Below are 23,370 nucleotides of genomic sequence, written 5' to 3' on the forward strand. Positions count from 1 at the left end.
ACATCCGAAAAAAGCAACAGGAGGCTCCATGACCGCGCACGACAACACGCCCCTCCCGGCCTTTCAGGTGGTCGCCGCGCTGGCCATCGGCACCATCGCCGTGCTCATGGTGGGCGTGCAGCCCATCGTGCTGGGCGAGCTGGTGGACGCGCACCAGGTCAGCCTGGAGGGCGTGGGCATCGTGGCCATGGCCGAGATCATCCTGCTGGGCCTGGGCGTGGTGCTGGGCGATGCCCTGCTGCCCGTGGGCCAGCTGCGCTGGATCACCATCGCCGCCGCGCTGGCCGCCGGGGGCCTGGACGCGCTGACCCTGCGGGCCACGGGCGACGGCGCCATGACGGCGGTGCGCGCTGCCGCAGGGCTGGCGGAGGGTGTGCTGGTGTGGGGCACCACGGGCGTCATCGTGCGCACGGCCAACCCGGCGCGCGTGGGCGGCATCTTCTTTGTGCTGCAGACCCTGGCGCAAGCCCTGCTGGGCCTGGTGCTGGCCCACGCCGTCATCCCGCGCTGGGGGTGGCAGGGCGGCTTTGCGGCACTGGCCGCGCTGGCGCTGTCGTGCTGCCTGCTGGCCTTCGCGCAGCCGGCGCGCCTGGTACCCCTGGCGCCGCCCGCGGTATCGGGCTTCCGCTGGTCGGCGCGCACGCTGCAGCCGCTGGCCGTGGCCTTCCTGCAGCTGGCCACGCTGGGCGCCTTCTGGGCCTACCTGGAGCCCTTGGGCAAGGCCGCAGGGTTTGATGGGCGCGGCGCGCAAACCCTGATTGCCGCCGTGCTGGCCACGCAGGTGGTGGCCGGCAGCGTGGCGACGCTGGCCGTGCGCCGCCTGCCCGTGGTCCCCACGCTCGTGGCCTGCTCCCTGGCGCTGGCGGGCGTCACCGCCACCGTGCACCAGCTGCCTGCCGGCCACACGCGTGACTTTGCGCTGGCCTGCCTGCTGTTCGGCTTTGTATGGCTCTTCATGCTGCCGTTCCACATCGGGCTGGCCTTTCGCGCCGACCCCAGCGGCCGCCTGGCCGGCCTGGTGCCCGCCGCGCAGTTGCTGGGCAGCGCGTTCGGGCCGCTCATGGCGTCGTTCATCGTGGAGGGTGACAACGCCAGCGCGGTGCCGCTGCTCAGCGCGGGCTTTGCCCTGGCCGCCGCGGTGCTGGCGCTGCTGGGCCGCGCACCGCGTGCCACAGCTCCCGCCGGAGCCCTGCCGTGACCAGCCCACCCGCCACGCCACCGAAAGCCCCCATGGACCCCACTGGCGACACGGACCCGCAGCTGCTGCAGCACCTGTTTGACCGCCAGGCGCTCACCGCCCTGGCCCTGCGCAGCTCCACCGCCCGCGAGCGCGCGGCCAAGCTGCGGCGGCTGCGCGACGGCCTGTTGGAGCGCCGCGAGGCGCTGTACCAGGCCTTCGCCGCCGACCTGCGCAAGCCCCCGCTGGAGGTGGAGCTGACCGAGCTGCTGCCCGTGGCGGACGAGGCGCGCCACGCCATCGCCCACCTGGCGCGCTGGATGCGGCCCCGCCGCGTGCGGCCCACGCTCACCACGCTGGGCACGCGCGCCCGGGTGCTCTACCAGCCCCGGGGGCGCTGCCTCATCATCGGGCCCTGGAACTACCCGGTGAACACCTTGCTGGGCCCGCTGGTGTCCGCCATTGCGGCGGGCAATGCGGTGATCCTCAAGCCCTCGGAGTTCACGCCCCACGTCAACGCCGTGGTGGCCGAGCTGGTGGCGGCGCTGTTCGATTCCGCCGAGGTCGCGCTGGTGCACGGCGGCGTGGCCACGGCCCAGCACCTGCTCGCGCTGCCGTTCGACCACGTGTTCTTCACCGGCTCGCCCGCGGTGGGCAAGGTGGTGATGGGCGCGGCCGCGCAGCACCTCGCTTCCGTCACGCTGGAGCTGGGCGGCAAGTCGCCCGTGATCGTGGACGCATCGGCAGACCTGCGCCGCGCGGCCGAGCTGGTGCTGTGGGGCAAGTTCACCAACGCCGGCCAGACCTGCGTGGCGCCCGACCACGTGTACGTGCACCGCAGCGTGCACGCCCGCTTTGTGCAGCTGTGCCAGGAGACCCTGGCCGCGCGCTACGGCCGCACCGATGCGGCCGTGCAGGCCAGCCCCGACCTGGCGCGCATGGTCACCCGCCGCCATGCCGAGCGTGTGGGTGGCCTGATCGACGATGCCCTGGCGCGCGGCGCCACGCTGCTGGCAGGCGGCGGGCACGACGCCGCACAGCGCTACGTGGCGCCCACGCTGCTGGGCAATGTGCCGGGCGACGCCCGCATCAGCGGCGAAGAGATTTTTGGCCCCGTGCTGCCCATCGAGCCGTATGACGCGCTGCAGGACGTGATCGGCCGCATCAACGCGCAGCCCAAGCCGCTGGCGCTGTACCTCTTCAGCCGCCACCGGCCCACCCAGGCGCTGGTCACGGCGCAGACCAGCTCGGGCGGCCTCTGCCTGAACCACTGCGTGCAGCAGTACGCCCACGGCGGGCTGCCGTTTGGCGGGGTCAACCATTCGGGCATTGGCAACGCGCACGGGGTCTATGGCTTCAAGGCGTTTTCGCACGAGCGCGCCTGCCTGGCCGCGGGGCCGTTCACGGTGGTGCGACTGTTCTTTGCGCCCTACACCGCGCTGCGGCACCGGCTCAGCACGGCCTTGGTGAATGCCTTGCGCTGGGTGTGACGGCCAGCCCGGGAACCAGGAGACGCACCAATGCCATCCGAAGCGAAATTTCCCCCGGCTCGCGCCTGGCGAGGGCCGGGCCGTCGTGGCCGGTGGGCGGCGTTGCGCACGCGCCTCTGCGGCCGGGTGCTCGCCCTCTGTGGCGCGGGCTGGGTGGCGCTGCTGGCGGGCTGCGGCCCCAACCCTGCGCCGCCCACGGATGCCGACGTGCGCCGGGCCGAAGCCCTGCGCCCGCGCGATGCGCAGCTGGCCGCCAAGTACGAGCGCTCGTGCCTGCTGTGCCATGGCGTGCGCAGCGGCGCCCCGCTGGTGGGGTTTGCCCCGGCGTGGAAAGGCCGCGCGGCGCAGGGCGAGGGGGCCTTGCTGGCCCATGTGCGCGAGGGTTTCAACGCCATGCCCGCCATGGGTCTGTGCACCGACTGCAGCGACACCGAGCTGCGCCAGCTCATCCACTTCCTGATCCAGGGGCAATGAATGACCATGCCAATCCACCCCTCGGCGCCCGCGCCGCTCAACCGCCGCCGCGCCCTGGCCGCGAGCGCCTCCGCCGTGGTGGCGGGCCTGCTGGCCCAGCCGCTGCTGGCGGACCGCGCCCGGGCGCAGGCCGGGCCTGCGGCAGTCAGCGGCGGGCTGCCCGCCGCAGGCGCGCCACCCCAGCCCTGGCAGAACTGGTCGGGCGTGCAGCGCGCGCAGCCCCGGGCGCGCCCCCTGCCGGCCGATGAGGCCGAACTGGCCGCGCTGCTGGCGCGCTCCAGCGGCGAGGTGCGGGTGGCGGGGGCGGGGCACTCGTTCTCGGCCCTGGTGCCCACCGCGGGCACGCTGGTGTCGCTGGACCGCCTGTCCGGCATCGTGCGCATCGACAAGGCGGCGATGACCGCCACGGTGTACGCGGGCACGCGCCTGGGCGCCCTGGCGCGCCTGCTGGACGCCGAAGGCCTGGCGCTGCCCAACCTGCCGGACATCGACGCGCAGACCCTCGCCGGCGCCATTGCCACCGGCACACATGGCACGGGCGCTGCGCTGCCCGCCGTGCACGACGGCGTGGTGGGCGCGCGACTGGTCACCCCCGCAGGGCAGGTGGTGGAGCTGGCCGGGCCGCGCGACGCGGATGCGCTGGCGGCGCTCCGCGTCTCGCTGGGCAGCCTGGGCGTGGTGTCGCAGCTCACGCTGCGCGTGGTGCCCGCATTCAACCTGCAGCGCAAGGTGTGGCTGCAGCCCGTGCAGGACCTGCTGCGCGATGCACCGGCCCTGGCCGCCAGGCACCGCCACTTCGAGATGTTCGTGCTGCCCTTCACCGGCTATGCGGCCGGCGTGGCCCACGAGGTGTACCAGGGCAACGACCTGCTGCTGCCCAGCTCGGCCGAAGATGCCATGCTGGCCGACCTGCAACGCCTGCGCGACTGGCTGGGGCGGTTTCCCGCACTGCGCACCTGGGCGGCGCAACGCTTCATCGACCCGCAGCAGACCGAGGAAGCCCGCGAGCGCGCCCACCGGCTGCTGTCTACCGTGCGCGCGTCGCGCTTCAACGAGACCGAGTGGCATGTGCCGGCGGAGAACGGCATCGCCTGCCTGCGCCAGGTGATCGACGCCATCCATCAGCACAACGAAGCGTTCTACCCCATCGAGTTCCGCTGGGTGCGCGGCGACGGGGCGTGGCTCAGCCCGTTCCATGGGCGCGACAGCTGTTCCATCGCCCTGCACGCCGCGGCGGGCGAGGCGTACGACTACATCGTGCAGATCGGCGCCACCATTTGCCGGGCCCACGGCGGCCGCCCGCACTGGGGCAAGATGCACCCGCTGACGGCCGCCGCGCTGGCGCCGCTGTACCCGCGCTGGCGCGACTTCCAGGCGCTGCGCGCGTCGTTCGACCCGCAGGGCCGCATGCTCAATGCGCACCTGCGGTCGGTGTTTGGCATCGCCTAGGGGACCCCATGAAGCGTCAAGGACTCACCCGTCGCCGCGTGGTGGCGGCTGGTGCGCTCGCCGCCACGGGCGCCGTGCTGCTGGCCGCACGCCCGGCCGACCGGGGCGCGCCCCACACCGGTGACTTCGCCGCCATGGCCCAGGCGTTGAAGGCTGCCGGCCTGGCCCTGCAGCCCACGCTGGTCGTGGACCGGGCGCGGCTGCGCGCCAACGCGGCAAAGGTGCGCGCGCACGTGCAGGGCCGCCCGCTCGCGCTGCGGCTGGTGAACAAATCCCTGCCCTGCCTGGGCCTGCTTGACGAGGTGGGCGCCGCCACCGGCAGCACCCGCCAGATGGTGTTCAGCCTGCCGTATCTGGCCCTGATCGCCCAAGAGCGGCCCCACACGGACGTGCTGCTGGGCAAGCCGCTGCCAGCCGCCGCCGCCGCGGCCTTCCTGGCCGCGCCGCCAGCCTCCGGCTTTGACCCGGCGCGCCAGCTGCAGTGGCTGGTGGACACGCCCCGGCGCCTGGCGCAGTACCGCGAGATTGCGCGCGGGCGGGGGCAGCCGATGCGCATCAATATCGAGATCGACGTGGGCCTGCACCGCGGCGGCGTGGCAGACGCCGACACGCTGCGCGCCATGCTGCAGATGGTGCACCAGGAGCCGCTGCTGCGCTTCGCGGGCTTCATGGGCTACGACGCGCACACGCAGAAAATCCCTGACATCGCCGGAGCGCGCGCCCGCGCGCACCATGACGCGCTGGCGGCCTACCAGGGCTTTGTGGATGTGCTGCGCGCGAGCCCGCTGCCATCGCCGTCCGGGCCGTGGACCTTCAACACCGCCGGCTCGCCCACCTTCCGCCTGCACGACGGCAGCGGCGCGGCCAACGAGGTGGCGGTGGGCTCCGCCATGGTGCTGCCCTCGGACTTCGACACGCCCCTGCTGGCCGACCTGGAGCCCGCCGCGTGGATCGCCACGCCTGTCCTCAAGGTGGGCGCATTCGCGGCGCCCGACGGCGTGGGCGCCCTGGGCCGCCTGGCGCGCGCGTGGGATGCCAACGAGCGCACGGCGTATTTCATCCACGGCGGCAACTGGCTGGCCGACCCCGTCTCTCCGCCGGGCCTGGGCATCAGCATGCTCATGGGGCTGTCGTCCAACCAGCAGCTGCTGGTCGGCTCCGGCGCGCAGGCCCTGCAGCCGGACGACGTGGTGTTCTTCCGCCCCCGGCAGAGCGAAGCCGTGCTGCAGCAGCTGGGCGATATCGCCGTGTACGAGGGCGGGCGCATCGTGGGCCAATGGCCGGTGTTCCCGGCGCGGGGGTGAGCCCGGCGGCGGGAGCGGGGGCGCTCAGCCCGCCGCGCTGTCCCGCCGCTTCAGCACCACGGTGATCTGGCCGTTGGTCTCGATGGTCGCGCGCTCCACCTCGTGCAGGTCCAGGCAGCCGCCGGCCCGCAGCGCGGCCTGCAGGTCGCGGGTGGACAGCAGCTCGCTGCGCATGAGCGCGGTGTCCAGCTGCCCGTGCTGCACCAGCACTTGCGGCCTGCCGTCCACCAGCCGCTCCAGCCAGGCGTGGCGGAAGGTGAGCCAGGCCAGCACCATGTGGCACATGATGAGTGTCGACGCCGAAATGAGGCCGCCGACAAGCGAGTTGTCGCCCGCGTTCATCGAGTTCTGCACGGCGTTGGACAGGATCAGCAGCAGCACCAGGTCGAAGGGCGCGAACTGCCCCGTCTGCCGCTTGCCCGTCAGGCGCAAGAAGACCAGCAGAAACACATACACCACCACGCCGCGCAGGATGAACTCCCACCACGGCACGCTTGTTGTCCACATTGCCTGACTCCTTCTGTTGGGCTGCAAGCACCATGGTACCCAGCGCCGTCCGTTGACGCCAAGGCGACTGTGCGGCGCCCCGTTGCGGGTTGTGCAGGTTGCGCCTGGCGTTGCCCGGCGTGCAAGATGGCCGCTTCATTCCAGCAAGGAGCCCTGCATGCCTTTTGCGCACGTCAACCAACAGAAGCTGTACTACGAAGACACCGGCGGCGACGGCCCGGTGATCGTTTTTTCGCACGGGTTGCTCATGGACAGCAGCATGTTTGCGCCGCAGGTCGAAGCCCTGCGCGGCTCCTGGCGCTGCATTGCCTGGGACGAGCGCGGCCACGGCCAGACGGCCGATCCGGCGCGGTGCGAACCCTTCAGCTACTACGACTCGGCCAACGATCTGGCCGCCTTGCTGGCGCACCTGGGCGTCCGGCAGGCGGTGCTGGCCGGCATGTCGCAGGGCGGGTACCTGTCGCTGCGCTGCGCGCTGACCCATCCGGAGATCGTGCGCGCGCTGGTGCTCATCGACACCCAGGCCCTGCAGGAAGACCCGGCCAAGATGGTGGGCCACGAGGCGCTGATGAAAGCCTGGCTGGAGGGCGGCCTGTCGGACGAGATTGCCGCCGTGGTGGCCCACACCATCCTGGGCGACGGCTGGGCCGGCACGCCGGCGTGGCAGGCCAAGTGGCGCCAGCTCACCGTGCCCAACCTGGTGCAGTGCTTCACCACCCTGGGTAGCCGCGACGACATCAGCGACCGCCTGGGCGCGATCACGGTGCCTGCCCTGGTGGTGCATGGCACGCTGGACCACGCCATCGACCTGTCGCGGGCGCAGGCCATGGCCGATGCCTTGCCCCACGCGCGGATGGTGGAGATCCCCGGCGGCGGGCACGCCAGCAACCTCACGCACCCCGAGCCCGTCAACGCCGCGCTGGCGGAATTCCTGCGCGCGCTGCCGTAGGGCCTGCCGGTTTGGGGAGGGCCTGGCTGGCGTGGGCGAAAATCAGCGGTTCCAAGCGGGCACGCCCGCGGGTTCAGTTGTTGGACCGTTCTCCCGCCACCCTCACCACAAGGACTCTCCCCCCATGCTGCGTCGCCAGTTCCACCAGGCCAGCGCCGCCCTCTCGCTGGGCGCCCTGCTGCTGCTTACCCACCAGCGGGCGCTGGCGCTGTCGCTGGGCGACCTCTCCAATGCCGACGCGGCCAGTGGCGTCAAGGCGGCGCTGGGCCAGGGGGCGCAGGCGGCCGTGGCGCTGCTGGGGCGGCCCGACGGCTTTCTGGGCAATCCGCAGGTGCGCATCGGCCTGCCGGGCGCCCTGGACGATGCCGCCAAGGTCATGAAGTCGCTGGGCCAGGGCCGGCGCGTGGATGAGCTGGTCACCGCCATCAACCGCGCCGCCGAAGCGGCAGTGCCCCTGGGCAAGGACCTGCTGGTGCGCGCCGTGCAGACCATGACGGTGACGGACGCCAAGAACATCCTCACCGGCGGCAACACCTCCGTGACCTCCTTCTTTGCCGACAAGACGCGCACCCCGCTGTCCGAGCGCTTCCGGCCCGTGGTGAACCAGTCCATCGAGAAGGTCGGCCTGGCGCAGAAGTACAACACCTTCGCCAGCAAGGCGGCCGGCTTTGGCCTGCTGCGCCCCGAAGAGGCCGACCTGGGCCACTACGTCACCGGCAAGACGCTGGACGGCCTGTACTTCATGATCGGCGAGGAAGAGCGCCGCATCCGCCAGAACCCGGCCGGCGCCGGCAGCGCCATTGCCCGCAAGGTGTTTGGCGCGTTGCGGTAGATGGCGCGCCCCTCGAGCCGCCGCGCCACCGTGCGCTCTGGCGCCCCGGCGGCGGCGCCACCCCGTCCCTTGATACAGCCCGCTCCACCCCATGGCATCCCCTGAACCCACCGGCGCCTGCCCCTGCGGCCGGCTCAATGCACGCCACAAACCCCTGGCCTACGCGGACTGCTGCGGCCGCTACCTGGACCACTGGGACGCCACCCCCGCGCCCGACGCCGAAAGCCTCATGCGCTCGCGCTACACCGCCTTCGTGGCCGAGCGTGCCGACTACCTGCAGGCCACCTGGCACGCCAGCACCCGGCCGGCCACGCTGGAGTTCGACGCCGGCGCCAAGTGGCTGGGCCTGGACGTGCGCAGCCACCGCAGCACCGGGCCCGACCGGGCCGAGGTGGCGTTTGTCGCACGCTACCGCGTGGGCGGCCGCGCCGTGCGCCTGCAAGAGACCAGCCGCTTCGTGCGCGAAGGCGGGCGCTGGTTCTATGTGGATGGCGACCTGGGTGCGTAGTTTTTTAATAAAATTGACCTCCAGCGCTTGCTGGATAAGCGCGAGCAGCTATGAAATTTGAAGCAATCCTGTTTGACTGCGACGGCGTTCTGGTCGACAGCGAACCCATTACCAACGGCGTGCTGCGCGACATGCTGGAAGAGGCCGGCTGGGCCCTGACCGCTGACGACTGCATGCGCCTCTTTGTCGGCAAGACGGTGCGCAGCGAAGCCGCCCGCATCGAGGCCCACACCGGCCGCCCGCTCACCGATGCGTGGATGGCCGACTTCTACGCACGCCGCAACGCCGAGCTGGAGGCGCGCCTCACCGCCATCGAGCACATCCACCCCACCATCGAACGCGTGCATGCCCACCACGGCGGGCGCATCGCCTGCGCCTCCGGCGCCGACCGCTACAAGGTGGAGATGCAGCTGGCCAAGGTGGGCCTGGCGCCGTTCTTTGCCGGCCGCGTCTTCAGCGGCCATGAGATGCCGCGCACCAAGCCCGCGCCGGACGTGTACCTGGCCGCAGCCGCCGCACTGCAGACGCCAGCGCCGCGCTGCGCCGTGGTGGAAGACACCGTTACGGGCGTGATGGCCGGCGTGGCGGCCGGCGCCACCGTGTTCGCCTATGCGCCCCTGGGCGACAGCGTACAAGCCCTGCGCGCTGCCGGTGCCGCCCACGTCTTTGCGAGCATGGCCGAGCTGCCGGCGTTGCTGGGCTGCTGAGTGCGTGCGGGGGCCCGGGCATCCCTTCAGGGCTGCGTGTCGGGCGCCGGGGTGGTGGGCACGTCCTGCTCTTGCGCCGCCCGCAGTTGCGCGGCCATCGCCCGCTGGTAGCCCGGCCGCGCTTGCAGCCGCTGCCAATAGGCTTGCGTGGCCGGCCCGAACTGCGGCACCAGCCCCAGGTGCTGCGCCAGCAGCAGCGCATACCCCACCGCCACATCCGCCGCCGTGAAGCGCCCCGCGCACAGATGCTCGCCGTGCGCCACGGTGGCCTCCACCGCCCGCAGCCGCGCCAGGAACCAGCGCGTGTAATCCTCCACCACCTGCGGCTGCTGGCGCCCTGCAGGCTCAAAGCGCCCATAGCGCAGCACCAGTGTCTGCGGAAAGGTCAGCGTCGCATCGCTCATGTGCAGCCAGTTCAGGTAGGCGCCATACGCCGGGTGCGTGGGCGCCACGTCCAGCCCTGCGCCGGGGTGCGTGGCCGCGAGGTACTGGCACATGGCGGCGGATTCCGTCATGCGCACATCGCCTTGCACCAGCAGCGGCACCGTGCCCAGCGGGTTCTCGTCCAGAAACCACCGCGCCTTGGCGCGCGGCGGGAAGGGCAGCATGTGGAGCTGGTAGGGCAGTTGCAGCTCTTCGAGTATCCACAGGGGGCGGAAGGAGCGGGCGCTGATGCAGTGGTGGAGGTGGAGGTGGAGCATGGGCCGATGAGCCTTACTGGCACGGTGTGGATTGCTGCGATTTCGTCTTACGAATTGCGTTTCCTATCAGTGATTCGTAATCTGTTCAGTGCGCGCCCGCCGTTTGAAAAAAGAACTAATAGAAGAGATGCTTGACGATTGATAAAACAAGCACGTCCACCACGAACAGCGCATAGCACACACGAATTGTCCGCACGTCGTTCGCATGAGTTTGCGCGAGTTGCTTCAGTGCGTGCGTGTAGGAGTGCGCCTTGAACTGGTTGAGAAACGGTTGATGCTTCTTCGTTTTCAAGACAAGCACGATGAACTGGACTAAGGCAAGAGCGAAGCACAGGAGCAGCAGCTGTCGAAACTCAAAACTTCCCCCCGAGTCTTAAAGTGAATATTCGGGTCATCTTACCGGTCGAGGTCTGACCCTTGGACTGGCACAGGAGTGTGTCTCGGCCAGAGGTAGAGTCGAAATGCCTCCTCAGGTCAATGCTTTCCGAAACTCCGCCGGCGACTGCCCCGTCCACCCCCGAAACGCCCGGATAAAACTCTTCTCGTTCTCAAACCCCGCCGCCTCGGCCACCTGCTTGATCGGCCGCTGCGTGCGGTGCAGCAGCTCCACTGCGCGGGTGCGGCGCACCTCGTCTTTCAGGCCCTGCAGCGTGGCGCCTTCCTCCTTCAACTGCCGGTGCAGCGTGCGCGGCGACACGTGCAGCAGCGCGGCCAGGGATTCGGCGCTGTGCTGGGGCAGGGCGTGCACGGGCTGGCCCGGCAGGGGGGCGGCCAGCAACTGGCGCACGCGCTGCACCAGCAGGCGGTCGCGGCGGTAGTGCAGCACCGTCAGGGGCAGGGCGTGCTGCAGCATCTGGCGCAGGGCCTGTTCGTCGCGGCGCAGGGGCAGGTGCAGGTAGCGGGCGTCGAAGTGGATGGCGGTGCGCGGGGCGTGGAAGGTGGCGGGGCCGCGGAACAGCACGGCGTATGCATCGGCGTGCGGGGGCGCATCGAAGGCGAACTCGGCGGCGATGAGGGGGATGCGCGAGTCCACCATCCAGCAGGCCAGGCCGTGGGCATTGCGCAGCACCGACACCAGGCAGAACTCGCGCAGCGCGCCCAGGTCGCGGGCCTCGGTGATGGCCAGGGTGGCGGTGTCGCCCTGGGTGGTGAGGTGCAGCGCAATGTCGTCTGCCAGCAGGCCATGGTGGCGGCACCACCGGGCCAGGGCCACCTGCAGCGTGGGCGAGCTGATGGAGGCGCGCGCCAGCATGCCGTAGCTGCCCCAGGGCAGGCGGCGGCTGAACCAGCCCAGGGCCTCGTCGTCCAGTTCCTGCATGGCGGCATCGGAGATCTGCTCCATTTGCCAGGCGGTGATGCGGGCGCTGTCGTCCTGCAACAGCTGCGGCGCAATCTGTGCCTGGGCCAGGGCGCGTTCGGGGCTCATGCCGCGCCGTTCGTAGGCCCGGGCAATGGCGCGCACGAATGCGATCGGCGTGGCCGCAGGTGCGATGGGCGCAGCCGCGGGGGCCGCAGCGGGCGGGGACGGGAGGGGGGCAGAAGGGGCGGGCGGCGTCACGCACCCGAGTGTGCCAGCCGTGGCACGATTTGCAACCATTGTGGCAACCTGGCCGGGGTACAGGCTTCTATCCTTACGGGATTGCCGCCCGCGGGTTCCGCCCGGGGCCGGGGCGGACGACCAAGCCAAGGAGACAACACCCATGACGAGTGCAGCCGCAAACCCTTCCGCACCGCTGGTGGAGAGCTACGCCCGGGGCGCGACCGGCGTGCCGCTCATCGAGCAGACCATCGGCGCCTTCTTTGCCGACATGGTGGCCCGCCAGCCCGACCGTGAGGCGCTGGTGAGCGTGCACCAGGGCCGCCGCTTCACCTATGCCCAACTGCAGACCGAAGCGCACCGCCTGGCCAGCGCGCTGCTGGCCCAGGGCCTGGCGCCCGGCGACCGCGTGGGCATCTGGTCGCACAACAACGCCGAATGGGTGCTGATGCAGCTGGCCACGGCGCAGGTGGGCCTGGTGCTGGTCAACATCAACCCGGCCTACCGCATGGCCGAGGTGGAATACGCGCTGAACAAGGTGGGCTGCAAGCTGCTGGTGAGCATGGCGCGCTTCAAGACCAGCGACTACCTGGGCATGCTGCGTGAGCTGGCGCCCGAGTGGCAGCACCAGCAGCCGGGGCAGCTGGGCTCCGTCAAGCTGCCGCACCTGCACACCGTGGTGTGGATCGACGAGCCCGGGCAGGGCGCCGACGAGCCGGGTTTGCTGCGCTTTAGCGACCTGATCGCGCGCGGCAACGCGGCCGACCCGTACCTGGCGCAGGTGGCGGCAACGCTCAAAGCCACCGACCCCATCAACATCCAGTTCACCAGCGGCACCACGGGCTTTCCCAAGGGCGCCACGCTCACGCACCGCAACATCCTGAACAACGGCTTCTTCATCGGCGAGTGCATGAAGCTCACGCCTGCAGACCGGCTGTGCATCCCTGTGCCGCTGTACCACTGCTTTGGCATGGTGCTGGGCAACCTGGCGTGCTTCACGCACGGCGCGACCATCGTGTACCCCAATGACGGGTTTGATCCGCTCACCGTGCTGCAGACGGTGCAGGATGAAAAGTGCACCGGCCTGCACGGCGTGCCCACCATGTTCATTGCCGAGCTGGACCACCCGCGCTTTGCGGAGTTCAACCTGAGCACGCTGCGCACCGGCATCATGGCCGGCTCGCCGTGCCCCACCGAGGTGATGAAGCGCGTGGTGGAGCAGATGCACCTGCGCGAGGTCACCATCGCCTACGGCATGACCGAGACCAGCCCCGTGAGCTGCCAGAGCAGCACCGACACACCGCTGGAAAAACGCGTGTCCACCGTGGGCCAGGTGCAGCCGCACCTGGAGGTGAAGATCGTGGACCCGGACACCGGCGCCATCGTGCCCATCGGCCAGCGCGGCGAGCTGTGCACCAAGGGCTATTCCGTGATGCACGGTTACTGGGGCGACGAGGCCAAGACCCGCGAGGCGATTGACGAAAGCGGCTGGATGCACACCGGCGACCTGGCCACCATGGACGCCGAGGGCTACGTGAACATCGTGGGCCGCATCAAGGACATGGTGATCCGCGGCGGCGAGAACATCTACCCGCGCGAGATCGAAGAATTCCTGTACCGCCACCCCATGGTGCAGGACGTGCAGGTGGTGGGCGTGCCCGATCTGAAATACGGCGAGGAGCTGTGTGCCTGGATCATCGCCAAGCCCGGCACCGCGCCCACCGAGGACGACATCCGCGCCTTCTGCAAGGGCCAGATCGCGCACTACAAGGTGCCGCGCTACATCCGCTTCGTCACCAGCTTCCCGATGACGGTGACCGGCAAGATCCAGAAGTTCAAGATCCGCGACGAGATGAAAGACCAGCTGGGGCTGGTCGAAGCAAAAACCGCTTGAAGAGCTAGAACGTATGACCATCCTCGACACCCAACTCAACCCCCGCTCCGCGGACTTCCAGGCCAATGCCACCGCCATGCGCACCGTGGTGGAGGACCTGCGCGCCCAGCTGGAGAAGGTCGCCCAGGGCGGCGGCGAAGCGGCCCGCGCCAAGCACACGGCGCGCGGCAAGCTGCTGCCGCGCGAGCGCGTGGCCAACCTGCTGGACCCGGGCACGCCCTTCCTGGAGCTGGCCCCGCTGGCGGCGCTGAACATGTACAACAACGATGCGCCGGGCGCGGGCCTGATCGCAGGCATCGGCCGGGTGAGCGGGGTGGACTGCATGATCGTGTGCAACGACGCCACGGTGAAGGGCGGCACCTACTACCCCATGACGGTGAAGAAGCACCTGCGCGCGCAGGAGGTGGCCGCGCAGAACCGCCTGCCCTGCATCTACCTGGTGGACTCCGGCGGCGCCAACCTGCCCAACCAGGACGACGTGTTCCCCGACCGCGACCACTTCGGCCGCATCTTCTACAACCAGGCCAACATGAGCGCCCAGGGCATCGCGCAGATCGCAGTGGTGATGGGCAGCTGCACGGCGGGCGGCGCGTATGTGCCGGCGATGAGCGACGAGTCCATCATCGTCAAGAACCAGGGCACCATCTTCCTGGGCGGTCCGCCGCTGGTGAAGGCCGCCACGGGCGAGGTGGTGAGCGCCGAAGACTTAGGGGGTGGCGACGTGCACACGCGCCTGTCCGGCGTGGCCGACCACCTGGCGCAAAACGACCTGCATGCCCTGCAGCTGGCACGCACCGCCGTGCGCAATTTGAATAAAAACAAGGCTCCAGGGCCTGCTGATCAAGCGCCGGCAGCTCCTAAATTTGCAGCGGAAGAGCTGTATGGCGTGATCCCCGTGGACACGCGCAAGCCGTTTGACGTGCGCGAGATCATTGCCCGCGTCGTGGACGGCAGCGAGTTCGACGAGTTCAAAGCCCGCTTCGGCAGTACCCTGGTCTGCGGCTTTGCGCGCATCGAAGGCATGGCCGTGGGCATCATCGCCAACAACGGCATCCTGTTTTCCGAGAGCGCGCAAAAGGGCGCGCACTTCATCGAGCTGTGCTGCCAGCGCAAGATTCCGCTGGTGTTCCTGCAGAACATCACCGGCTTCATGGTGGGCCGCAAGTATGAGAACGAAGGCATCGCCCGCCACGGCGCCAAGCTGGTCACGGCCGTGGCCACGGCCAGCGTGCCCAAGTTCACCATCATCATCGGCGGCAGCTTTGGCGCAGGCAACTATGGCATGTGCGGCCGGGCGTACTCGCCCCGCTTCCTCTGGATGTGGCCCAACGCGCGCATCAGCGTGATGGGCGGCGAGCAGGCCGCGAGCGTGCTGGCCACCGTCAAGCGCGACGGCATCGAAGCCAAGGGCGGCCAGTGGAGCATGGAGGAAGAAGAAGCCTTCAAGGCCCCCATCCGCCGCCAGTATGAAGAGCAGGGCCACCCCTACTACGCCACCGCCCGCCTGTGGGACGACGGCGTGATCGACCCCGCCGACACGCGCCGCGTGCTGGCGCTGGGCCTCTCGGCCACGCGCAATGCACCGATCGAAGACACCAAGTTCGGCATCTTCCGCATGTGATGAGGTCGCCCATGGACGCCGTGGCCCATTTCACCCAGCTTGCACGCTACAACGTGTGGGCCACGGCGCGCCTGCTTGATGCCGTGCAGGCGCTGCCCGAGGAGGATTACCGGCGCGATGCGGGCCTGTTCTTCCAAAGCATCCACGGCACGCTCAACCACCTGCTGGTGGGCGAGCATCTGCTGTGGTTCGTGCGGTTTTCCGAAGGCACCTCGCCGCGCATGGCGTTGGATGCCGAGGCCGAGCCCGACCGCTCCGCGCTGGCCCGGCGCCTGCGCGACGGCGCGGCGCGCTGGGAGCCCTTGATCGCCGGCTGGCCCGCCGCGCGCTGGGAGGGTACGCTGGACTACATCACCATGCGCGGCACGGCGGCATCGCTGCCCTTTGCGGCCACGCTGGCGCACGTGTTCAACCACGGCACGCACCACCGGGGCCAGATCACCGCGGCCTTGACCGCGCTGGGCCAGCCCTGCCCGGAGCTGGACCTCGTCTACTTTCTGCAAAACCCTTCCAAGCCATGAGCAGCAAGAACCTTTCCATCACCCAGTCCGGCGCCGTGGCGCGCATCACGCTCACGCAGCCCGAGGTGCGCAACGCCTTCAGCGACGAGGTCATCGCCGAGATCACGGCGGCCTTTGCCGACGTGGGCTGCCGCGCCGACGTGCGTGCCGTGGTGCTGGCCGCTGAAGGCCCGGCCTTTTGCGCTGGCGCCAACCTGAACTGGATGCGCCGCATGGCCGACTACACGCGCGATGAGAACGTCGCAGACGCCGGCAAGCTGGCCGAGATGCTGCGCGTGATCTACGAATGCCCCAAGCCCACCATCGCCCGCGTGCAGGGCGACGTGTACGCTGGCGGCATGGGCCTGGTGGCCGCGTGCGACATGGCCGTGGCCGTGGACACGGCGGGCTTTTGCCTGAGCGAGGTGAAGCTGGGCCTCATCCCCGCCACCATCAGCCCCTATGTGATCCGCGCCCTGGGTGCACGGGCGGCGCACCGCTATTTCCTCACGGCCGAGCGGTTCGACGCGGCCGAGGCGCTGCGCATCGGCTTTGTTCACAGCGTGGTGGCGGCCGACCAGCTCGACGCCAAGGTGGATGAGCTGCTCAAGCACCTCACCAGCGCCAGCCCCAACGCCGTCCGCGTGTGCAAGAAGCTGGTCATCGATGTGGCCGAGCGCGAGATCAACGCCGGCCTGATTGCCGCCACCGTGCAGGGCATCGCCGACATCCGCGCCAGCGACGAGGGCAAGGAAGGCGTGCAATCTTTCCTCAACAAGCGCAAGCCCGGCTGGCTGAGCTGATCGATCAGCTCAGACAACGCTATGGACACCCTCTGGTTCAACATAGTGCAGTGGCTCCACACGCTGGGGCTGCATGTGGACGGCGGCACGGCGCGGGCCGTGGGCGAGGCGGCGGCCAACGCCACGGCGCGGCTGGACATGCCCAGCCTGCTGGCGCTGGCGGCGGCCCTGGGCTGGGCCAGCGGCTTCCGGCTGTATGCCGTGGTGTTCCTGGTCGGCATGATGGGCGTGCTGGGCTGGATGCCGCTGCCGCCCGGCCTGGCCATGCTGCAGCACCCGCTGGTGCTGATGGTCAGCGGCTGCATGCTGCTGGTGGAGTTCTTTGCCGACAAGGTCCCGTGGGTGGACAGCGCGTGGGACGCCGTGCATGCCTTCATCCGCGTGCCGGCCGGCGCCCTGCTGGCGGCGGGGGTGTTCGGTGCCGACAACGCCACCATGGCCGTGGTGGCCGGGCTGCTGGGCGGCTCGCTGTCGGCTACGGCGCTGGCCACCAAGATGACCACCCGCGCGGCCGTGAACACCTCGCCCGAGCCGTTTTCCAACTGGGGCCTGTCGTTCTTTGAAGACGGCCTGGTCGTGGCCGTGGTGTGGCTGTCCACGCAGCACCCGGTGGCCTTCGGCATCGCGTTGGTGGTGATGGTGATCGTGTCGGTGCTGCTGCTGGTGGTGCTGTTCAAGTTTCTGCGCGCCGTGGTACGGCGCCTGTCTTCCTTCTTTTCTGGTTCTGCCAAGGTGGCTTAAACATGTTCAACAAGATTCTGATTGCCAATCGTGGTGAAAGCGGTCGCTTTGCAACCGCTTCGACAAATCGCATGGCACGCGTAGCGTGCGCAGGCGATTTCGCCGCAGGAGGGCGCAATGTTTAAAAAAATCCTGATCGCCAACCGCGGCGAGATCGCCTGCCGTGTTGCTGCAACGGCCAAGCGCCTGGGCGTGAAAACCGTCGCTGTCTACTCGGACGCCGACGCCAACGCCAAGCACGTGGCCGTCTGCGACGAGGCCGTGCACATCGGCGGCAGCGCGCCCAAGGACAGCTACCTGCGCTGGGAGCGCATCATCGAAGCCGCCAAGTCCACCGGGGCGCAGGCCATCCACCCCGGCTATGGCTTCCTGAGCGAGAACGAAGACTTCGCCCAGGCCTGCGCGGAGGCGGGCCTGGTCTTCATCGGCCCGCCCGCCTCGGCCATCAAGGACATGGGGCTCAAGGCCGAGTCCAAGCAGCTCATGGAAAAGGCCGGCGTGCCGCTGGTGCCCGGCTACCACGGCCGCGACCAGGACCCGGCGCTGCTGCAGCGCGAGGCCGACCGCATCGGCTACCCCGTGCTCATCAAGGCGAGCGCGGGCGGCGGCGGCAAGGGCATGCGTGCGGTGGACAAGCGCGAGGACTTCGCCGCCGCGCTCGAATCCTGCAAGCGCGAGGCCATCAACAGCTTTGGCGACGACGCGGTGCTGGTCGAAAAATACGTGCAGCGCCCGCGCCACATCGAGATCCAGGTGTTTGGCGACACGCACGGCAATTGCGTGTACCTGTTCGAGCGTGACTGCTCGGTGCAGCGCCGCCACCAGAAGGTGCTGGAAGAAGCCCCCGCCCCCGGCATGACGCCCGCGTTGCGCGCACAGATGGGCGAGGCCGCCGTGGCCGCCGCCAAGGCCGTGAACTACGTGGGCGCGGGCACGGTGGAATTCATCGTGGAGCAGCCGGGCGGCTACGAGCGGCCCGACCAGATGAAGTTCTACTTCATGGAGATGAACACCCGCCTGCAGGTGGAGCATCCCGTGACCGAGGCCATCACCGGGCTGGACCTGGTGGAGTGGCAATTGCGTGTGGCGTCGGGTGAGCCCTTGCCTTTGAGGCAGGCAGACCTGCGCATCCACGGCCATGCCATCGAGGCGCGCATCTGCGCCGAAAACCCGGACAACAACTTCCTGCCCGCCACCGGCGCGCTCAACGTGTATGCGCTGCCGCAGCATGTGGCGTTCGAGCGCGCGAATGTGAGCGACACAGGTGTCGCGGTGCGCGTCGATTCCGGCGTGCGCCAGGGCGATGCGATCAGCCCGTTCTACGACTCCATGGTGGCCAAGCTCATCGTGCACGGCGACACGCGCGAGCAGGCGCTGGCGCGGCTGGACGACGCCCTGGCGCAGACCCACATCGTGGGCCTGGCGACCAACGTGCAGTTTCTGCGCCGCGTGGCGAAGACGGGTGCGTTCGCGCAAGCCCAGCTTGACACCGCGCTCATCCCGCGCGAACAGGCCGTGCTGTTCCACCAGGAGCCCGTCGGCTTGCCCCTGGCCGCGGCGGCGGCCGTGGCCCAGACGCTGCTGCGCGAGCGCGCCAGCGAAGGCACAGACCCGTTCAGCCGCCGCGACGGCTTCCACACGCATGGCGTGGTGCAGCGCCGCTTTGAGTTTGACTTTGGCGGCGAGCACGCCAAGGCGCTGCTGACCTACGAGCGTGGAGGCAGCCTGCACCTGGCCGTCGGCGAAGGCGCCGCCGTGGCCGGGCCACTCGTGTTTGCATCCGTTCCCGGCGGCATCGAGGTGCAGTTTGCCGGCCAGCGCACGCGCGCCGCGGTCTATGCCCAGGGCGAGGTGGACCACATCTTCACCCCGCTGGGCGCCACGCAGATCACCGCAATCGACCTGCTGGCACATTCCGGCGAGTCTGCTGCCGAAGGCGGGCGCCTGACGGCTCCCATGCCCGGCAAGGTGGTGTCGTTTGCCGTGAAGGCGGGCGATGCCGTGACCAAGGGCCAGCCGCTGGCGGTGATGGAGGCCATGAAGATGGAGCACACCATTGCCGCCCCGGCCGATGGCGTGGTGCAGGAACTGCTCTACGCCCCCGGCGACCAGGTGGCCGAAGGGGCCGAGCTGCTCAATCTGGGGGTGGCCGAGAAGGCGTGAGCCGCCCAGCCTCGCCCTGCAGGCGACAGCATCAAGGGGCCAATGCGGCTACGCTCGGGGCCCATGAAAATCACCTTTTGCTGTACCGACACCAAGGCCGAGCCCTGGCTTCAGGGCCTGTCTGCCGCTTTGCCCGGCGCCGAGATTTCCGTGTGGCAACCGGGCGCGCCCCCAGCCGATTACGCCGTGGTCTGGGCGCCGCCCCAGCAGTTCATGGACGAGCAGCCGGCGCTCAAGGCCTTGTTCAACATCGGCGCAGGCGTGGATGCCCTGCTCAGGCTGCGCCTGCCGCCCCAGGCCCTGGTGGTGCGGCTGGACGATGCGGGCATGGCCGTGCAGATGGCCGAATACGTGTGCCACGCGGTCATCCGCCACTTCCGTGAATTCGATGGCTACGAGGCCGACACCCTGGCCGGCCGCTGGGGTTACCGCAAGCCGCGCCTGCGCAGCGACTATCCCGTCGGCGTGATGGGCCTGGGCGTGCTGGGCGAGCGCGTGGCCCGTGCGCTGGCGCAATTTGACTTTCCGATCAACGGCTGGAGCCGCAGCGCCAAGGCCATCGAGGGGGTGCGTGCGTTCACAGGGGCGGAACAGTTCAACGATTTTCTGGCGGCCAGCCGCGTGCTGGTGAACCTGCTGCCCCTCACGCCCGACACCGCTGACATCATCAACCAGGACACCCTGGGCCGTTTGTTGCCCGGCGCCTACGTCATCAACGTGGCGCGCGGCGCCCATCTGGTGGACGAGGACCTGCTCGCCGCCCTCGACAGCGGCCATGTGGCGGGCGCCACGCTCGATGTGTTCCGCACCGAGCCGCTGCCCGCCGGCCACGCGTTCTGGACGCACCCGCGCATCACCGTCACGCCCCACACCTCGGCGCGCACCTTGCGCGACGAGAGCATTGCCCAGATCGCGCGCAAGATGGCGGCGCTGGAGCGGGGCGAGGCCGTGGCCGGTGTGGTGAACCCCGGGCGCGGCTACTGAGAGCGGCGCTGAGCTGCGCCAGCGCGGTGTGGGGCGGTGTGGCGGTCAGTCCATCGTCACGCCCGCGTCGCGCACCAGCTTGCCCAGGCGCTGCGCGTCGGCCTTGATCAGGGCGCCAAAGTCGGCGGCGCTGCCTGCCACCACCGGCGTGCCGATGGCCTCCCATTTGGCACGGAAGGCGGGCTCCTTGAAGATGGCATTCACCGTGGCGTTGAGCTTGTCGACGACGGGCTGCGGCGTGCCGGCCCGCACCGCGATGCCGTGCCAGCCGGTGATCTGGTAGCCGGGCACGCCGGCCTCGGCCAGGGTGGGTACATTGGGCAGCACCTTGGTGCGTTCGCTGGACGTCACGGCCAGCGGAACCAGCTTGCCCGCCTGGATGTGGGGCAGCGAGCTGCCCACGATGTCGAACATCACATTGACCTGGCCGCCGATCAGATCGTTGAGCGCCGGCCCTGCGCCCCGGTACGGGATGTGCGCCAGCTTCACCCCCAGCGTGCTGTTGAACAGTTCGCCCGCCAGATGCTGGGGCGTGCCGTTGCCGGCAGAGGCATAGCTCAGCACCGGCTTGCCGGCCTTGGCCAGGGCCAGGAACTCGGCCAGGGTCTTGACTCCCAGGGAAGGGTGCACTTCCAGCACCAGCGGAAAGGCGGACAGTTGCACCACCGGGGCCAGGTCGGTCAGCGGGTTGAACGGCATGCTGCTGTACAGTGATGCGTTCACCGCCATGGGGCCGCTGGCCGCCAGCAGCAGCGTGTGGCCGTCGGTGGGGGCTTGCTTGGCAACCTCGGCGCTGCCGGTGTTGCCGCCTGCACCCCCCTTGTTGTCCACGATCACGGTCACGCCCAGGCGGCTTTGCAGCTCGGGCTGCAGCATGCGCGCCATCAGGTCGGTGGGGCCACCGGGCGGGTAGGGCACCACGAAGCGGATGGTCTTGCTGGGCCAGCTGCTAGCGGCAGTTTGCGCGGCGGCCTGGCCTGCCAAGCCCAGGGCCAGCGGCACGGCGCAGGCGGCGTGCAGCAGGGCGCGCCGGGTGGTGCGCAGCGCGGGGGAAAGCGTGGGATGGTGTTGCATGTTGTCTCCTGTGGGGATGGATCCGTCCCGTCTGGCGCGGGTTGTTGTCGGTGAACGGTGGGTGTTTTCAGCCCGCGCCAAAGCGCTGGCGGATGTCGGCGGCGGTGGCCAGCGGGCGGCCCAGCGCTTGCGCGGCTTGCACCGCCTGGCGCACCAGCGCGGCGTTGTCGGGGGCCGTGCTGCCGTCCTTGCACAGCAGGTTGTTCTCAAACCCCACGCGGGCGTGGCCGCCCAATGCGGCGGCGGCCGCCACGCAGGCGTTTTCTGCGGCACCGAAGGCGCACACGGCCCAGGGCTCGTTGCTGTCGTGGGCGTTCAAAAACGGCAGCAGGTCGCGCGGGCTGGAGGTCTGGCCCGCGCTGTAGCGGCCCAGCACAAACAGCAGGAACCAGGGCGCATCCGGCACCACGCCGCTGGCCCGCAAGGCCTGCCAGCGGCGCAGGTCGGCCACGTCGTACAGGATGACCTGCACCATGGTGCGGCGCTGGGCCAGGCCGGTGAAGAAGCGCTGCAGTCCCGCGTCGCCGATCTCGGGCTTGTCCACCTCGCGCAGGCCGATGGAGACGGCTTCGGGCTGCAAAGCCTCCACCATCGCGATCTGCGCCGGGGCCTGGTAGACGCCTGCGGCTTCGCTGGTGATCTGGAGGACCATGGCATCGCCCACAGCCTGGCGCACCACGCGCTGGGCCTCGCGGTAGCCCTCCACGTCCAGGCTGTGGCGGCCTTGTGCGTCGCGGATGTGCATGTGCAGCATGGCCGCGCCCGCATCCAGGCAGGCCTTGGCCGTGGTCGCCAGCGTGGCGGGGGTGATGGGCACGGCGGGGTGGTCGGCGGGCTGTTTGTACGCGCCGTTGGGGGCCACGGTCACGATCAGTGGGTCGGCCCACGGGCTGGCCATGGCAGGTGATGTGGGCAATGCGGTCATGAACGATCTCCGGTCTTGGAGGCAGCGTCGGCAGGGGGCTCGATGGCGGGCAGCTCGCTCGCCAGCAGCGCCAGGCCCTGGCGCAGCAGCGTGTCGTAGCGCTCGCGCTCGGCCCGCTTGCGGTCTTCCGGCCAGTCAAAGAAGCCTTTGCCGGTCTTCATGCCGAGCTGGCCCTGGGCCACCTTGTCGCGCAGGGCCTGGGCGGGTATGTCGGTGTTGGAGAGGGTTGGGTACATGGTGGCCGCGGCGGCGGTGTGCACCTCGATGCCTGCATGGTCGCGCTGCAGCACCGGCCCGGCCGCCAGAAAGCGGAAGCCGAAGCCAAAGCGCACGGCAGCGTCCACGTCTTCGGGCGAGGCAATGCCTTCGTCGATGAGGGCAAAGGCCTCGCGCGAGAGCGCATGCTGCATGCGGTTGGCCAGAAAGCCGGGCTTGTCCTTTTTGACCAGCACCGGCACGCTGCCGCAGCCCCGCATGAAGGCATGCAGCCAGGCACCCAGGGCCGGGTCGCTGCGCTCGCCCATCACCACTTCCACCAGGGGCACCAGGTGGGCGGGCATGAAGAAGTGCAGCCCCAGCATGCGCTGCGCCGTAGCCAGCCCCTGGGCAATGGCACTGATGGGAAAGCCCGAGCTGTTGCTGGCCAGCACAGCGCTGGGGGGCGCCACGGCTTCCAGCTCCGCAAACAGGTGCTGCTTGGCGGCCAGCTGCTCGGTGATGCATTCGACCACCAGCACCACGCCGGTCCAGTCCACCTCCTGCAGCGCAGCGCACACCTGCACCGGGCCTGCGTGGTCGGCCTGGCCTGCGGCGGCCAGTTCCTGGGCGATGTGGGGCAGGAGCCGGTTGCGGCGGTCGGTGTGCGGGTCTACCACCGTGACGTGGGCGCCCCCGCGCGCCAGGACCACGGCCACATCGGCCCCCATGGTGCCTCCGCCCACCACCACGGTGCGTGCGTTGCGAGGCGAACTTGTTTCCATCGTGTCTCCTGTTTCTTGCTGAGCGTGCTTGCGTGCAATGCAGTCTAGGG

Annotated in this window: 22 protein-coding genes; 16 read left to right on the forward strand and 6 right to left on the reverse strand. The window is 69.8% G+C overall.

The window, feature by feature from the left end; genetic code table 11:
- Nucleotides 1–28 precede the first annotated feature (28 nt).
- The 5 genes from ACOYR3_RS04650 to ACOYR3_RS04670 all read left to right on the forward strand — a co-directional run bounded on the left by ACOYR3_RS04650 (nucleotide 29) and on the right by ACOYR3_RS04670 (nucleotide 5,894).
- Complete coding sequence (locus tag ACOYR3_RS04650; RefSeq protein WP_422845313.1) at nucleotides 29–1,198, forward strand: MFS transporter; 1,170 nt, start codon at nucleotides 29–31, stop codon at nucleotides 1,196–1,198.
- Nucleotides 1,195–2,667: an aldehyde dehydrogenase family protein gene (locus ACOYR3_RS04655; RefSeq protein WP_422845314.1), complete on the forward strand. Its 1,473-nt coding sequence runs from the start codon at nucleotides 1,195–1,197 to the stop codon at nucleotides 2,665–2,667. The genes ACOYR3_RS04650 and ACOYR3_RS04655 overlap by 4 nt, the downstream gene beginning before the upstream one ends.
- A gap of 126 nt (nucleotides 2,668–2,793) precedes the next feature.
- Nucleotides 2,794–3,141 (forward strand): c-type cytochrome, encoded by a 348-nt coding sequence (locus tag ACOYR3_RS04660; RefSeq protein WP_422845315.1) that lies wholly within the window; start codon nucleotides 2,794–2,796, stop codon nucleotides 3,139–3,141.
- Entirely contained in the window at nucleotides 3,142–4,590 is a 1,449-nt protein-coding gene (locus tag ACOYR3_RS04665) for a D-arabinono-1,4-lactone oxidase (RefSeq protein ID WP_422845316.1), read from the forward strand.
- An 8-nt stretch (nucleotides 4,591–4,598) separates the two neighbouring features.
- Entirely contained in the window at nucleotides 4,599–5,894 is a 1,296-nt protein-coding gene (locus ACOYR3_RS04670; RefSeq protein WP_422845317.1) for an alanine racemase, read from the forward strand.
- Between the two features lie 24 nt (nucleotides 5,895–5,918).
- Here the strand turns inward: ACOYR3_RS04670 and ACOYR3_RS04675 are convergent, their stop codons facing one another.
- Nucleotides 5,919–6,401, reverse strand: coding sequence for a DUF421 domain-containing protein (locus ACOYR3_RS04675; protein ID WP_422845318.1), 483 nt, complete (start codon nucleotides 6,399–6,401; stop codon nucleotides 5,919–5,921).
- A gap of 157 nt (nucleotides 6,402–6,558) precedes the next feature.
- Between ACOYR3_RS04675 and ACOYR3_RS04680 the strand changes: the two genes are divergently transcribed.
- From ACOYR3_RS04680 to ACOYR3_RS04695, 4 genes are all read left to right on the forward strand, one after another.
- Nucleotides 6,559–7,350, forward strand: coding sequence for an alpha/beta fold hydrolase (locus ACOYR3_RS04680; protein WP_422845319.1), 792 nt, complete (start codon nucleotides 6,559–6,561; stop codon nucleotides 7,348–7,350).
- Between the two features lie 124 nt (nucleotides 7,351–7,474).
- Nucleotides 7,475–8,182, forward strand: coding sequence for a DUF4197 domain-containing protein (locus tag ACOYR3_RS04685; RefSeq protein ID WP_422845320.1), 708 nt, complete (start codon nucleotides 7,475–7,477; stop codon nucleotides 8,180–8,182).
- Between the two features lie 91 nt (nucleotides 8,183–8,273).
- Nucleotides 8,274–8,690: a YchJ family protein gene (locus tag ACOYR3_RS04690; RefSeq protein WP_291484340.1), complete on the forward strand. Its 417-nt coding sequence runs from the start codon at nucleotides 8,274–8,276 to the stop codon at nucleotides 8,688–8,690.
- A gap of 50 nt (nucleotides 8,691–8,740) precedes the next feature.
- The gene (locus ACOYR3_RS04695) at nucleotides 8,741–9,397 is read left to right on the forward strand and encodes an HAD family hydrolase (protein ID WP_422845321.1); all 657 of its coding nucleotides are present in this window, start codon (nucleotides 8,741–8,743) and stop codon (nucleotides 9,395–9,397) included.
- 26 nt (nucleotides 9,398–9,423) lie between these two features.
- On the opposite strand, the gene ACOYR3_RS04700 is transcribed toward ACOYR3_RS04695, so the two are convergent.
- The gene (locus ACOYR3_RS04700; RefSeq protein ID WP_422845322.1) at nucleotides 9,424–10,098 is read right to left on the reverse strand and encodes a glutathione S-transferase family protein; all 675 of its coding nucleotides are present in this window, start codon (nucleotides 10,096–10,098) and stop codon (nucleotides 9,424–9,426) included.
- Nucleotides 10,099–10,567: 469 nt separating this feature from the next.
- Nucleotides 10,568–11,695 carry an AraC family transcriptional regulator gene (locus ACOYR3_RS04705; RefSeq protein ID WP_422845323.1) on the reverse strand — a complete coding sequence of 376 codons (1,128 nt, stop codon included), beginning with the start codon at nucleotides 11,693–11,695 and terminating at the stop codon, nucleotides 10,568–10,570.
- Nucleotides 11,696–11,798: 103 nt separating this feature from the next.
- On the opposite strand from ACOYR3_RS04705, the gene ACOYR3_RS04710 reads away from it, so the two are divergent.
- The 7 genes from ACOYR3_RS04710 (at nucleotide 11,799) to ACOYR3_RS04740 (ending at nucleotide 20,341) form a co-directional block, all read left to right on the forward strand.
- Nucleotides 11,799–13,529, forward strand: coding sequence for an AMP-binding protein (locus ACOYR3_RS04710; protein ID WP_422845324.1), 1,731 nt, complete (start codon nucleotides 11,799–11,801; stop codon nucleotides 13,527–13,529).
- A 13-nt stretch (nucleotides 13,530–13,542) separates the two neighbouring features.
- Nucleotides 13,543–15,150 (forward strand): carboxyl transferase domain-containing protein, encoded by a 1,608-nt coding sequence (locus ACOYR3_RS04715; protein WP_422845325.1) that lies wholly within the window; start codon nucleotides 13,543–13,545, stop codon nucleotides 15,148–15,150.
- 11 nt (nucleotides 15,151–15,161) lie between these two features.
- Nucleotides 15,162–15,671, forward strand: coding sequence for a DinB family protein (locus ACOYR3_RS04720; RefSeq protein WP_422845326.1), 510 nt, complete (start codon nucleotides 15,162–15,164; stop codon nucleotides 15,669–15,671).
- Nucleotides 15,668–16,453 carry an enoyl-CoA hydratase/isomerase family protein gene (locus ACOYR3_RS04725; RefSeq protein WP_422845327.1) on the forward strand — a complete coding sequence of 262 codons (786 nt, stop codon included), beginning with the start codon at nucleotides 15,668–15,670 and terminating at the stop codon, nucleotides 16,451–16,453. Before ACOYR3_RS04720 ends, ACOYR3_RS04725 begins: the two co-directional genes overlap by 4 nt.
- 21 nt (nucleotides 16,454–16,474) lie before the next feature.
- Nucleotides 16,475–17,194, forward strand: a complete 720-nt coding sequence (locus ACOYR3_RS04730; RefSeq protein WP_422845328.1) for a DUF4126 domain-containing protein — start codon at nucleotides 16,475–16,477, stop codon at nucleotides 17,192–17,194.
- Between the two features lie 117 nt (nucleotides 17,195–17,311).
- The gene (locus tag ACOYR3_RS04735) at nucleotides 17,312–19,357 is read left to right on the forward strand and encodes an acetyl-CoA carboxylase biotin carboxylase subunit (protein WP_422845329.1); all 2,046 of its coding nucleotides are present in this window, start codon (nucleotides 17,312–17,314) and stop codon (nucleotides 19,355–19,357) included.
- 63 nt (nucleotides 19,358–19,420) lie between these two features.
- Nucleotides 19,421–20,341, forward strand: coding sequence for a 2-hydroxyacid dehydrogenase (locus ACOYR3_RS04740; RefSeq protein WP_422845330.1), 921 nt, complete (start codon nucleotides 19,421–19,423; stop codon nucleotides 20,339–20,341).
- Nucleotides 20,342–20,386: 45 nt separating this feature from the next.
- Here ACOYR3_RS04740 and ACOYR3_RS04745 read toward each other — a convergent pair whose 3' ends face one another.
- From ACOYR3_RS04745 to ACOYR3_RS04755, 3 genes are all read right to left on the reverse strand, one after another.
- A complete protein-coding gene (locus ACOYR3_RS04745) occupies nucleotides 20,387–21,415 on the reverse strand; it encodes a Bug family tripartite tricarboxylate transporter substrate binding protein (protein WP_422845331.1) in 1,029 nt (342 codons plus the stop codon).
- Between the two features lie 67 nt (nucleotides 21,416–21,482).
- Nucleotides 21,483–22,340: a 3-keto-5-aminohexanoate cleavage protein gene (locus ACOYR3_RS04750; RefSeq protein ID WP_422845332.1), complete on the reverse strand. Its 858-nt coding sequence runs from the start codon at nucleotides 22,338–22,340 to the stop codon at nucleotides 21,483–21,485.
- Nucleotides 22,337–23,320: a 3-hydroxyacyl-CoA dehydrogenase family protein gene (locus tag ACOYR3_RS04755; RefSeq protein WP_422845333.1), complete on the reverse strand. Its 984-nt coding sequence runs from the start codon at nucleotides 23,318–23,320 to the stop codon at nucleotides 22,337–22,339. The genes ACOYR3_RS04750 and ACOYR3_RS04755 overlap by 4 nt, the downstream gene beginning before the upstream one ends.
- Between the last annotated feature and the right edge of the window lie 50 nt (nucleotides 23,321–23,370).

Source organism: Acidovorax sp. M2(2025) (assembly GCF_049330835.1).
GTDB lineage: Bacteria > Pseudomonadota > Gammaproteobacteria > Burkholderiales > Burkholderiaceae_C > Acidovorax.

Bases quoted from the DNA above. Each gene is read 5' to 3' on its own strand.
- ACOYR3_RS04750 (WP_422845332.1), bottom strand. From the start codon at position 22,340: ATGACCGCATTGCCCACATCACCTGCCATGGCCAGCCCGTGGGCCGAC.
- ACOYR3_RS04690 (WP_291484340.1), top strand. From the start codon at position 8,274: ATGGCATCCCCTGAACCCACCGGCGCCTGCCCCTGCGGCCGGCTCAAT.
- ACOYR3_RS04650 (WP_422845313.1), top strand. From the start codon at position 29: ATGACCGCGCACGACAACACGCCCCTCCCGGCCTTTCAGGTGGTCGCC.
- ACOYR3_RS04720 (WP_422845326.1), top strand. From the start codon at position 15,162: ATGGACGCCGTGGCCCATTTCACCCAGCTTGCACGCTACAACGTGTGG.
- ACOYR3_RS04695 (WP_422845321.1), top strand. From the start codon at position 8,741: ATGAAATTTGAAGCAATCCTGTTTGACTGCGACGGCGTTCTGGTCGAC.
- ACOYR3_RS04665 (WP_422845316.1), top strand. From the start codon at position 3,142: ATGACCATGCCAATCCACCCCTCGGCGCCCGCGCCGCTCAACCGCCGC.
- ACOYR3_RS04715 (WP_422845325.1), top strand. From the start codon at position 13,543: ATGACCATCCTCGACACCCAACTCAACCCCCGCTCCGCGGACTTCCAG.
- ACOYR3_RS04735 (WP_422845329.1), top strand. From the start codon at position 17,312: ATGTTTAAAAAAATCCTGATCGCCAACCGCGGCGAGATCGCCTGCCGT.
- ACOYR3_RS04725 (WP_422845327.1), top strand. From the start codon at position 15,668: ATGAGCAGCAAGAACCTTTCCATCACCCAGTCCGGCGCCGTGGCGCGC.
- ACOYR3_RS04700 (WP_422845322.1), bottom strand. From the start codon at position 10,098: ATGCTCCACCTCCACCTCCACCACTGCATCAGCGCCCGCTCCTTCCGC.
- ACOYR3_RS04740 (WP_422845330.1), top strand. From the start codon at position 19,421: ATGAAAATCACCTTTTGCTGTACCGACACCAAGGCCGAGCCCTGGCTT.
- ACOYR3_RS04680 (WP_422845319.1), top strand. From the start codon at position 6,559: ATGCCTTTTGCGCACGTCAACCAACAGAAGCTGTACTACGAAGACACC.
- ACOYR3_RS04745 (WP_422845331.1), bottom strand. From the start codon at position 21,415: ATGCAACACCATCCCACGCTTTCCCCCGCGCTGCGCACCACCCGGCGC.
- ACOYR3_RS04685 (WP_422845320.1), top strand. From the start codon at position 7,475: ATGCTGCGTCGCCAGTTCCACCAGGCCAGCGCCGCCCTCTCGCTGGGC.
- ACOYR3_RS04730 (WP_422845328.1), top strand. From the start codon at position 16,475: ATGGACACCCTCTGGTTCAACATAGTGCAGTGGCTCCACACGCTGGGG.
- ACOYR3_RS04710 (WP_422845324.1), top strand. From the start codon at position 11,799: ATGACGAGTGCAGCCGCAAACCCTTCCGCACCGCTGGTGGAGAGCTAC.
- ACOYR3_RS04755 (WP_422845333.1), bottom strand. From the start codon at position 23,320: ATGGAAACAAGTTCGCCTCGCAACGCACGCACCGTGGTGGTGGGCGGA.
- ACOYR3_RS04705 (WP_422845323.1), bottom strand. From the start codon at position 11,695: ATGGTTGCAAATCGTGCCACGGCTGGCACACTCGGGTGCGTGACGCCG.
- ACOYR3_RS04675 (WP_422845318.1), bottom strand. From the start codon at position 6,401: ATGTGGACAACAAGCGTGCCGTGGTGGGAGTTCATCCTGCGCGGCGTG.
- ACOYR3_RS04670 (WP_422845317.1), top strand. From the start codon at position 4,599: ATGAAGCGTCAAGGACTCACCCGTCGCCGCGTGGTGGCGGCTGGTGCG.